This is a genomic window from Spirosoma sp. (assembly GCF_048594605.1).
In the GTDB taxonomy this organism is placed as follows: Bacteria; Bacteroidota; Bacteroidia; order Cytophagales; family Spirosomataceae; genus Spirosoma.
In genome coordinates this window covers 1-11,035 of record NZ_JBMDWV010000067.1, presented here as the reverse complement: position 1 = coordinate 11,035, position 11,035 = coordinate 1, and the positions used below count along the sequence as shown (strand labels likewise).

Annotated in this window: 7 protein-coding genes; 3 read left to right on the top strand and 4 right to left on the bottom strand. The window is 48.4% G+C overall.

Annotated elements, in window-relative coordinates:
• Positions 1-79: 79 nt before the first annotated feature.
• On the bottom strand, positions 80-769 hold the full coding sequence (locus ACOJS8_RS03850; RefSeq protein WP_420147209.1) for a response regulator: 690 nt from the start codon (positions 767-769) through the stop codon (positions 80-82).
• A 402-nt stretch (positions 770-1,171) separates the two neighbouring features.
• On the opposite strand from ACOJS8_RS03850, the gene ACOJS8_RS03845 reads away from it, so the two are divergent.
• On the top strand, positions 1,172-4,279 hold the full coding sequence (locus ACOJS8_RS03845; protein ID WP_420147208.1) for a SusC/RagA family TonB-linked outer membrane protein: 3,108 nt from the start codon (positions 1,172-1,174) through the stop codon (positions 4,277-4,279).
• 26 nt (positions 4,280-4,305) lie between these two features.
• Complete coding sequence (locus ACOJS8_RS03840; RefSeq protein ID WP_420147207.1) at positions 4,306-5,826, top strand: RagB/SusD family nutrient uptake outer membrane protein; 1,521 nt, start codon at positions 4,306-4,308, stop codon at positions 5,824-5,826.
• Positions 5,827-5,893: 67 nt separating this feature from the next.
• Here the strand turns inward: ACOJS8_RS03840 and ACOJS8_RS03835 are convergent, their stop codons facing one another.
• Positions 5,894-6,136: a type B 50S ribosomal protein L31 gene (locus tag ACOJS8_RS03835; RefSeq protein ID WP_420147206.1), complete on the bottom strand. Its 243-nt coding sequence runs from the start codon at positions 6,134-6,136 to the stop codon at positions 5,894-5,896.
• 486 nt (positions 6,137-6,622) lie between these two features.
• Between ACOJS8_RS03835 and ACOJS8_RS03830 the strand changes: the two genes are divergently transcribed.
• Complete coding sequence (locus tag ACOJS8_RS03830) at positions 6,623-9,106, top strand: ribonucleoside-diphosphate reductase subunit alpha (RefSeq protein ID WP_420147205.1); 2,484 nt, start codon at positions 6,623-6,625, stop codon at positions 9,104-9,106.
• 237 nt (positions 9,107-9,343) lie between these two features.
• Here the strand turns inward: ACOJS8_RS03830 and ACOJS8_RS03825 are convergent, their stop codons facing one another.
• Both ACOJS8_RS03825 and ACOJS8_RS03820 read right to left on the bottom strand, forming a co-directional pair.
• On the bottom strand, positions 9,344-9,715 hold the full coding sequence (locus ACOJS8_RS03825) for an HPF/RaiA family ribosome-associated protein (RefSeq protein WP_420147204.1): 372 nt from the start codon (positions 9,713-9,715) through the stop codon (positions 9,344-9,346).
• 87 nt (positions 9,716-9,802) lie between these two features.
• Complete coding sequence (locus ACOJS8_RS03820) at positions 9,803-10,870, bottom strand: AI-2E family transporter (RefSeq protein ID WP_420147203.1); 1,068 nt, start codon at positions 10,868-10,870, stop codon at positions 9,803-9,805.
• Positions 10,871-11,035: the final 165 nt, after the last annotated feature.

The window sequence follows — 11,035 nt, the reverse complement described above, 5'->3', positions numbered from 1 at the left end:
GGGGGGGGGGGTTGGGGTTTGGGGCATGTGTTAAAACCTTCATATACAATTACCCCCTCGCCCCCGAACCCCATGCCAACTAATCCTCTTTCAACACATACCCCATACCAGGGCGCGTGTGAATTAATTTCGGTTCAAAATCGCGATCGATTTTTTTTCGAAGGTAATTGACGTACACTTCCACTACGTTGGTTCCCGGATCGAAATTCAGGTTCCAGACCGTTTCGGCCAGGTCAATTTTAGAAAGTACCCGCCCTCGATTTCGCATCAGGTACTCCAGGAGGGCAAATTCGCGGGCTGTTAAATCGATGGGTACGTTATCCCGCCTAACATCTTTTGCTGTTACGTTGACGGTTAGATTAGCTACCTGCAATATTTCTTCAGTAATCGGCCGGTCTACGGTTCGGGCCACGCGTCGGAAGCACGTAGCCACCCGAGCTACCAACTCCCGGAAATCGAACGGTTTAACCAGATAGTCGTCGGCACCAAGCGAAAGACCTTCTACTTTGTCTTCAATTTCGCCCAGCGCTGTGAGCAAAATAATTGGAAGCTGCGGCTTTTCAGCCCGTACACTGCGGCATACTTCGAATCCGCTCAAACCCGGCAGATTGATATCCAGAATCAACAGGTCGACATCTGTCTGTAAGGCCATTTGACGTCCGTTGAGCCCTTCATAAACAACTTCCGTGGTGTAACCTTCTTCCTGAAGTCCCCGGCTGATGTTTTGAGCAATGCGTCGGTCGTCTTCAATAATCAAGATTTTCTTCATGTGACGCTAATTACGTGAAATCAGAACGTTATGCTTCAATTGTTCATTGCTGCTGCGCTTATGCAGAGGAGCAGCTAAGTAGATTGTGTAACACAAACATAATGATTTAGGTTACTGCTGATCTGTAGACTAAATCTTGATTATATGTAATATATACTTTTTATAGTAACAATTTATAGCGCTTTTGTAAGTATAGAAGCCCCTGTTAACGCCTTTTTAATCTGACAGATTACTACTGTCAGGTTCAATATATACTCAACTTTTTCTCGAATGAAGACCTAGACCTGTTCCCTTTTCTGGCTTTATCCAACCGGGTGGCCCTGACTGCCTCTGCTTCGCAAAACTCCTTCAGGAGTGGGTTATGTACGAGTGTTAACTCCTAAACTAATTTTCTAAAAACCCATGGAAAATGCTTTATCATTCTTTATAACCGTTATTACCAAGCGGTTATGGCTATTTCTCATTATAGGGTTCGTCATCAGTATGGATGGCTATGCAACGGACAATCCCAAGGCCTTTCGGGTGCGTGGGGTAGTCAGAGATGCGGCCGGTACTGGCTTACCCGGTGTCAATGTGGTTGAAAAAGGAACCAGCCGTGGATCAACGACAGATGCGAGCGGGGCCTATCAGGTAGAGGTACAAACGGCCACAAGTACCCTTGTTTTCAGTTCAATCGGCTATGTGGCTCAGGAGGTCGCAATCGGCAATCGGGAGGTTGTCGACGTAACAATGCAGTCCGACAATCGAAATCTTGATGAAGTGGTTGTGATTGGCTATGGTACGGTACGTAAAAGTGACCTGACGGGTTCTGTAGCGGCTATTAAAGGCGAAAAGCTGCTTGACCGGCAGGCGGCTAACGTAGCGCAGGCGCTACAGGGACGAATTCCCGGCGTTGATGTCGGTGTCAATTCATCGGCTCCCGGTTATCAGCCGCGCGTTCGTATCCGGGGCGTAGGGTCTATTAATTCGAGCCTTGACCCGCTCTATGTTGTGGATGGTATTATCGGTGTAACGAACGCGAACTTGCTGAATCCTAATGATATTGAATCGCTGGAAGTGCTGAAAGATGCTTCGGCAACGGCTATCTACGGAGCGCGTGGGGCAAACGGCGTTATTATTATCACTACCAAGCGCGGCAAGTCAGGCCAGACGCAGGTGTCGTACGATACGTGGGGCTCCTACATCACACCCGCCAAATATCTCGGTCTTCTGAGCGCTGATGAGTTCATGAACGTGTACAACAAAGCCTTCGATAATGCAGAAAAGCATGATCCGCAGGGCTTTAAGGATGGCAAATACATTCGAAACCTGCCGAAAGACTTCCCGAACCTATTCGACGCCAGTGGGAAGCCGTTGTACAACACCGACTGGGAACGAGAGATTTATAAGCCCGCTTTTGCGCAGAATCATGAACTGGGCGTACGGGGCGGAACTGAAAAAACGTCGTACAGTCTCTCGCTGGGCTATACCGATCAGGGCGGTTTGATGCGCAATTCCTGGTTCAAACGGTACGCTGCCAAGTTCACCCTCGATAGTGATGTAAAGAAATGGTTAAAGCTGGGTGGAAGTTTGTTCCTGAACCGGACGGTGCAGCGTGAAGTTGATGATGGCTCGGGCGGCTTGAACGTACCACGTATGGTAATGGAAGCGCTGCCAATTCTGCCCATTAATTATCCGGACGGAAGCTGGGGACGTAACAAAGACTGGCCGGGCATGGAAGGCGGAGAAAATCCGGTACGTATCACCGAACAACGGCAGCGATTTAATCCAAAAAATCAGATGCTGGGACAGATCTACTCCGTTCTGACATTTAACCCTGCTCTGACACTACGTACCAATTTTAGCTACGAGTTGAAGTTCGAGAAGAATAATTACTACTCCGGTCGTGATCTGAACGCATTATCGGCTGACCAGAAGGGCGTTGCCGATATCTGGAGCAATCAGGAATATTACTGGCAGTTTGAAAACTACCTGAACTACAACAAAACCTTCGCTACCAACCATACGGTTTCGGCGCTGCTGGGGCTGTCGTGGCAGAAGCGGAACTGGGAACGATACTTCGCAGCGGCCGAGAATTTCATCGACGATTTCTGGGGATGGCACAATCTGGGTGTAGGCACTACGTTGCGGACTCCCTCATCAGAAGATCAGGAATGGTCGTTGAATTCCTATTTCGGTCGGTTGAACTATAGCTACAAAGACAAATATCTGGTAACGTTTACGGGACGCTATGATGGCGCATCGAAATTTGGGATAAACAACAAATTTGCGTTTTTCCCATCGGCGGCTGTTGCCTGGAACGTCAGTCAGGAGGAGTTTCTGAAAACGAATCCGGTTATCACCAATCTGAAACTGCGGGCCAGCTACGGCAAAACGGGTAACCAGGAAATTGGGCAGTATCGGTCGCAGCAGTTCCTGAGCACAGGTACGGTTTTGCTGGATGGAAAACGCCAGACGGGGATCTGGCGCGGGTCGTTCGGGAATCCCGATCTGCGCTGGGAATTCACGAATCAGCTGGACATTGGCGCCGACATTGGTCTATGGAATAACCGGCTGGATTTGACCCTTGACTATTACCACAAGATTACGAAAGATTTGCTGCTGGATGCGCCCATTCCCTGGTCGACGGGCTTGAGCGTAGTTACGCAGAATATCGGTTCGGTTGAAAACAAAGGGTTTGAAGTCGGTATCAATTCACGGAACATCAGTACCGATAAGTTTAGCTGGTCAACGAATGTTGCTTTCTCGACCAATAAGAACACGATTCTGAGGCTCGGGACGAACAACGACGATATTTTTCCCGGCCCCTGGTTTTTAGGGCAAACCAATATTCTGCGCGTTGGCGAATCTATCGGTACCTTCTGGGGACGTAAGCGTTTAGGTACGTTCAGTACGTCGGAGGCTGATCTGGCGGCCAAATTCAACCGATTGCCGGGCGATATCAAATGGGCGGATCTGAACAACGACGGCAAGATCGACGGTTCCGACGAAACGATCATCGGGCGGATGTATCCGAAGTGGAATCTGAACGTGGGCAATACGTTCCAGTTCGGCAAGTTCGATCTGTCGTTCGATATCCGGTTCGTAATGGGTGTCAATACGTTGAACGCTACAAAACACTCGGTAGAAGACCGCCAGGCTATCGCCAGCAGCTCACGTACCGTTCTGGGTGCCTGGACTCCCGAAAATCAGAACTCGATGATTGCTGAGATACGGCATTACAATGCCGGTTATGATACAGCCATGGACGACTGGTGGCTGGAAGATGGGTCGTTTATCCGGGGACAAAACCTGGTATTGGGCTACACGCTGCCTAATAAAATTGGTAAACTGGATTTTCAGCGCCTTCGGGTTTATGCCAGCGCGCAAAACTTCTTCCTGGTGTCGAAATACTCCGGTTATGATCCAGAAACGCTAACGGGTTTTGGTGGTCCATTGACGCAGAACATGGAATTTTTCCAGTATCCACGTCCTCGCACATTCAACCTTGGCTTAAACCTGTCTTTCTAACCCATCTCTGACAAACGATTATTGCTATGAAACGATACATAACTTGTTTGCTGTCGGCCTGGGGGCTGTTATCGCTCAGCAGTTGCGATGATTTCCTGACCGAAAAACCAACGGGTCAGTTAACAACGTCATCGAACGTATCAAGTCCGGAGATCGCCCGGGCTTTTGTCGACGGAGCCTATTCGAACATCACCACCTGGAACAACGGTGGCGGTGGATGGGGTGGTAATAATGCGTCGGTGCTGGAGTTCATGACGGGCAAGGCCGATGGCAATTCGCAAACGGAAGCGTTCAAATTTTACAATCTGGAGTACGACGCCCGCGCGTTTTATATCGACAACTGGTGGTCCGGTCTGTACTCCGGGATTGCCCGCGCAAATCTGGCCATCCAGAAAATCGGGGAAATTGCTACGTTGCCAGCCGCTACAAAAACGAACATGATTGCCGAAGCGAAATTCATGCGGGCACTGTACTATTTTCAACTGGTTCGTATGTATGGCGACGTACCGAAAATCACTACGTTGATCAGCGATCTGGGAGCCGTACAAACGCCACGTTCGCCAGTTAAGGAAATCTATGATTCGATCATTATCCCGGATTTGCTGGAAGCCGAAAAATCGACCTTGCCCTGGCGTGACCTAGCCGGACGGGCATCAATGGGTGCCGTCAAAACCTTGCTGGCTGATGTTTATCTGACGTATGCTGGTTTTCCGGTAAGGGCAGGCGCCACGGCTTATGCAGAATCGGCGAAACGCTCCAAAGAAGTAATTGATAACGGTACGTATTCGCTGTTTCCGGAGTATACGGACATGATCAATCCGGCCAATCGAAATCAGAAAGAGTTCATTCTGCAGGTACAGCACGAGAAAGACATTCGTAACAACGGTATGACCCCTGTTACGTTGCCGACCTTGCGTGGTATTGCCGCATATTCTGATGAATACGGTGGACTGACTCCGCGGAAAGAGTTTGTAGAAAGCTATGAGAAAGGCGACAAGCGAGCGCAGGAAAAGCAGTTTTTCTACACCTTCTACAAAGGTCATCCATCTGACTATCCGCTTAACGACCCTCGCCGGGAAAGGCTGGATCTGGGGGGCTACTACATCTACAAGTACTTTGATAAAACGGCGATTGATACCGATGCCAAAGCGAATATCAATTACACGATTTATCGGTATGCCGATGTACTGCTCATGTATGCCGAAGCTGCTAACCGTGCTGAGGGCAAACCCAACGCGCAGGCGCTGAAAGCGCTGAATGATGTTCGGGCACGGGCTGCGCTGGCTCCCGTAACGGCAACTGCTGTCGATGACTTCGAAAAAGCCGTCTGGGCGGAGCGCTACTTTGAACTATGTTTTGAAGGCCGGATGTGGTTCGATATGATACGTACCCGCAAGGTACGTAACGACCTGACCAAAGCCTGGGATGATTTTGTAGGGCATAAAACCGTTTACAACAAGACGTTTACGGCTAAAAATCTCCTGCTGCCGATTCCCAAACGCGAAATCGATAACAACCGCGAACTCAAGCAAAACGAAGGGTTTTAAGTGCAGTACGTTCATAAAAAAACACCCGATGTGCCATCGGGTGTTTTTTTATGAACGTTAGCCAGGCTTACTTCGTACCGTAACGCTTGCGGAACTTGTCCACACGGCCGGCGGTATCAAGCAATACGTTTTTGCCCGTGTAGAATGGGTGCGATTGCGAGCTTACTTCAATTTTTACGAGTGGGTAGGTCTGGCCCTCGAACTCGATAGTGTCTCTGGTTTGAACCGTTGAGCGCGTCAGGAATTTATAATCGCTCGACAGGTCGTGGAATACCACATCGCGGTAGTCCGGGTGAATGCCCTTTTTCATGATAAATCTCAGTTTCTTGTCATCTTCTCGGTTTCCGACCGAAAAGGACTGCAAAGGTACAGTCTTTTCAGCGATTGACCAATCTTTTTGTTAGTTCTTTTCAGGCTTTCCAGGTAAACAGAAAATTCAATGCCGTTGCCTAATATTCAGTTAACAAAGGCTTGCCACTGTCTGAGTTTATGCCTACTTTTCCAGACCAATCGTTTCCTCCGAGGAACGATATCTGGCGAGGTTCATCCCCGCTCCCCATTAATAAAAATCTCTTTTTTTAATTTCTTAGACTATCTCTCCAATAGGATATTGTTAAAGCGCTAAGACTGACGACTTAACAATTTATTAACCTTTCTGGTAGAGTTGGACGTTTCAAGGATCGACCAAAAGCTCCGAACTATTCGGGTTGTTTTTGCGTCAAAAACGAGACAACTTTAACGCTTGGTTTCATCTGAATTAATCATTTTTCCATATATAATCACCAGCCCAAAACTCATGTACGTAATCAAACGTGATGGCCGCCGGGAATCCGTCAAATTCGACAAAATCACCGCTCGAATCGAGAAATTGTGCTACGGCCTCGACCCTGCTTATGTGCAACCTGTAGAGGTCGCGATGAAGGTTGTCAATGGTCTGTATGACGGTGTCAAAACTACAGAACTGGACAACCTGGCGGCTGAAACGGCTGCTTCGATGACCACCAAACACCCAGATTACGCTATTCTGGCCGCCCGGATTGCCATCTCGAACCTGCATAAGGAAACAAACAAATCGTTCTCAGGAACGATCAAGAAGCTTTATCACTACGAAGATCCCAAAACCGGCGAAAATGCATCCCTGATTTCCAGAGAAGTATATGATGTGGTACGCCAGCATGCCGCTCTGCTGGATTCGACTATTATCTACGATCGGGATTATGGCTACGACTATTTTGGTTACAAAACGCTCGAAAAATCGTATCTGCTCAAGACCGACGGACGTATTGCCGAACGCCCGCAGCACATGCTCATGCGTGTAGCTGTCGGAATACACATGGACGATATCGACGCAGCCATCGAAACCTACAATCTGCTGTCGGAGAAGTGGTTTACGCATGCTACACCAACGTTGTTCAACGCGGGGACGCCGAAGCCACAAATGTCGAGTTGCTTCCTGCTGACGATGAAAGACGATTCCATCGAAGGAATTTACGATACGTTGAAGCAAACAGCTAAAATTTCGCAGTCGGCCGGTGGAATTGGTCTAAGTATCCACAATGTTCGGGCAACCGGTACGTACATCAAAGGTACGAATGGCACGTCGAACGGGATCGTGCCGATGCTACGTGTCTTCAACGATACGGCTCGCTACGTCGATCAGGGCGGTGGTAAGCGGAAGGGGTCGTTTGCCATTTATCTGGAACCCTGGCACGCCGATATCTTTGATTTTCTGGACCTGAAAAAGAATTCCGGCAAAGAAGAAGGCCGCGCCCGCGATTTATTCTACGCACTCTGGACGCCTGATCTCTTCATGAAGCGCGTTGAGGCAAACGACGTTTGGTCGTTATTCTGTCCCCACGAGTGCCCCGGTTTGGCTGATTGTTACGGTGACGAATTTGAAGCTTTATATGAGCGTTACGAGCGTGAAGGTCGTGCCCGTCAAACGGTGAAGGCGCAGGAATTGTGGTACAAGATTCTGGAATCACAAACCGAAACGGGTACGCCATACATGCTCTATAAAGATGCAGCCAACAAAAAGTCGAACCAGAAAAATCTGGGGACGATAAAGTCGTCGAACCTCTGCACGGAAATTATTGAGTATACGGCTGCCGATGAAGTAGCGGTTTGTAACCTTGCCTCGATTGCATTGCCGAAGTTTATCACACGCGGTATCGATGGTATTATGCGTTTCGATCATCAGAAATTGTTCGAGATTACGAAAGTAGCAACCCGTAACCTGAACAAAATCATTGATCTGAACTACTACCCAGTTGAAGAAGCGCGTCGTTCGAATATGCGCCACCGGCCAATAGGTCTTGGCGTACAGGGGCTTGCCGATGCCTTCATCATGCTACGTATGCCGTTTGAATCGGATGAAGCACGTCGTTTGAACGAAGACATTTTCGAGACGATTTACTTTGGTTCTATGACGGCTTCGATGGAGCTGGCCCAAGAACAGGGGCCATACGAAACCTGGAAAGGCTCACCAATTTCGCAGGGACAATTCCAGTTTGATATGTGGGGGGTAACGCCAAAATCGAATCGTTGGGATTGGGAAATGCTGCGGAAGGACGTAGTAGAGCACGGCGTTCGGAACTCGTTGCTGCTGGCACCAATGCCTACCGCTTCGACCTCACAAATTCTGGGCAACAACGAGTGCTTCGAACCCTACACGAGCAACATTTACACCCGTCGTGTATTGTCGGGCGAATTCGTCGATGTAAACAAGCATCTGCTCAGAGACCTCGTAAAACTGGGACTGTGGAACGATGCCATGAAGAATAACCTGATTCTGGCAAACGGTTCGGTTCAGCAGATTCCGAATATTCCACAGAACATCAAGGACCTTTACAAAACGGTTTGGGAGATTAAGCAGAAGCATATCATCGATATGGCCGCCGATCGGGGCGCTTACATCTGTCAGTCGCAGTCGCTGAACATTCACATCCAAGATTCGAACTTCGGTAAACTGACATCGATGCACTTCTACGCATGGAAAGCAGGCTTGAAAACGGGTATGTATTACCTCCGTACGAAAGCTGCTGCCGACGCTGTGAAGTTTACGGTTGTACAACCACAGGCCGAACCGCAACTGGAACCAGCCATGGCCGAAACCGCGCCCGTTGAGAAACCACTCGACTACGCACAGTACGCCAAAGAACACGCAACCAATGCTACGCCAGCACCTGTGCCAATGGTATCAACAGACCTCGAACAGCAATACGCTGCCATGACCTGCTCACTCGACGATCCAGAAGGTTGCGAGATGTGCGGATCATAATAGACTGAAAAATTGAGAGTTTTACGCTCCCGGCTGTGGTTGACATGGCCGGGAGTTGTGTTTAAAAGGAGCACAGTTCTGCCCATCGAAACAATACATCCTGTATTGGTAGCTTTTAAATAGCGATGAAGCGGGTATCTCAAGACATTAGGTCATACATAATGATATGTCGACTTAAAACCAAATCGCCCGACCTTCTCTGTGAAGGTCGGGCGATTTGGTTTATGCTAATCTAAGTCAAGCTAAACTGGCGGGGTCGATTTCGTCAATATTGGCTCGGTTGGCGTTGGTGTGGTTGCCGAAGCGTTTTTCCAACTGCCGCTGTAGCTTAGTCACTACGTTGTTGATCAGCACGTACCAGTCGTCACCAGAATCGTCGGCAAACACATCGTTGCCGGGTACGCCGTATTTGATACCCACGTGTCGATTATTAGTACGTTGGTTGGGTTCTACTTTCAGGTAAACGTCGGCTGTAATGACATCACCTTTATAGAAACGTCGTAGCTTGATAAGGGCGTCTAATACCGATGCCTGAAGGTCATCACTTAAGGTAAATCCCACGGCTTCAATGTCTAAACGGACATTATCTAAATTTTCGTCTTGTTGCATAACACTTTGATTTTACGTTGAGAAAATTGATCGTTACGGGTTACAGCTTCCTGCTGCAGCACGTAACGACCAGGGTATAATTGGTAGTTACGTAGAACGTTCGGCGGCTTTTTCGACTCGTTCTTCAGCCGCAGCCACTTCTTTTTCCTGCTTCCTGTTTTCCCGCTCAAATACGTGAATAAGCACAATGAAGTAAGAGAGTAGGAGAGGACCGATTACTAAACCGATAATCCCGAAAATGGGCACGCCCAATACGATACCTGCCAGCGTAACAAGCGGATGAATATCACCCATGCGTTTGGCCAGCATAATACGTAGCAGGTTATCAATATTGATGATGACGATTACGCCGACCAGCAGAATACCTACACCTTGAGTGGTGTTTCCCTGCGAGAGCTGAATCAATCCGGCAGGCCCCCAGACCAAAGGCGTACCTAATACTGGAATAAAAGCCAGGAAGAAAGCAACAACACCCCAGAAGGGAGAATCGGGTACGCCAAAAATCCAAAGTGTTATACCAGTTAGAACACCCTGCACAAGACTGACTAACGCCTGACCCAATACGTTGGCATTCACATTATTCTTAAGTGACTCGCTGAGTTCTTTTTGCGTATCTTTTTTAAACGGCAAATACTTTTGAAGGCCTTTCTGAAAAGATTCCTGCTGCACAAACATGAAATACAGCGTAAAGAACATCAGACCGATAATCACAATAAAGTCAAGTGCCCCGCCCGCCAGTGAGGGCAATAGCTGACTAGCGTACGTACCACCCTGGCGAAGAATAGTCTGGATGTTTTGCTGACTGGTAATTTTATAGCCGGTCAGATCCTCGGCTTGTTTCACTAATTTCAGAATGTCTTCGGTGTGCTGACTATAGTACTGAATTCGGTCAATGAGCAGCAGGCTCAGTGTCAGAAAAGGCATGATAATGACAACCAGTGCGAAGACAATCAGAAGCGACGTAACAAGCGAACGATTCCAGTTGCGCTTGATTGCCAGAGCCGTAAACCAGGGACGAAAAACGACGTAGAGAACACCTGCCCCCAAAAAAGCCGTTGTATATCCGCGCAACCCGAACAGAATGAAACCTGCAATGATGATCAGGCTGGCAATGAGCAAAATCCGTTGTTGCTGAGGTGTGTATATATTGGTCATGATCTTGAACGAGACCGCATTCAGTTACGGTGCTCAAATTAAAACACCCTAACGCACCATAAATGTTTTGAGAAGGAGAAAAGGGAGAGGGTAGTAAACAATACCGTTGTTTACTACCCTCTCCCTTTTCTAACATTCCGTAGCACTTAGTGCTAAACCGGCTTC

What these genes read in the sequence shown, in the direction of transcription:
- ACOJS8_RS03850 (WP_420147209.1), bottom strand. Translation starts at nt 769, where the DNA reads ATGAAGAAAATCTTGATTATTGAAGACGACCGACGCATTGCTCAAAAC.
- ACOJS8_RS03845 (WP_420147208.1), top strand. Translation starts at nt 1,172, where the DNA reads ATGGAAAATGCTTTATCATTCTTTATAACCGTTATTACCAAGCGGTTA.
- ACOJS8_RS03840 (WP_420147207.1), top strand. Translation starts at nt 4,306, where the DNA reads ATGAAACGATACATAACTTGTTTGCTGTCGGCCTGGGGGCTGTTATCG.
- ACOJS8_RS03835 (WP_420147206.1), bottom strand. Translation starts at nt 6,136, where the DNA reads ATGAAAAAGGGCATTCACCCGGACTACCGCGATGTGGTATTCCACGAC.
- ACOJS8_RS03830 (WP_420147205.1), top strand. Translation starts at nt 6,623, where the DNA reads ATGTACGTAATCAAACGTGATGGCCGCCGGGAATCCGTCAAATTCGAC.
- ACOJS8_RS03825 (WP_420147204.1), bottom strand. Translation starts at nt 9,715, where the DNA reads ATGCAACAAGACGAAAATTTAGATAATGTCCGTTTAGACATTGAAGCC.
- ACOJS8_RS03820 (WP_420147203.1), bottom strand. Translation starts at nt 10,870, where the DNA reads ATGACCAATATATACACACCTCAGCAACAACGGATTTTGCTCATTGCC.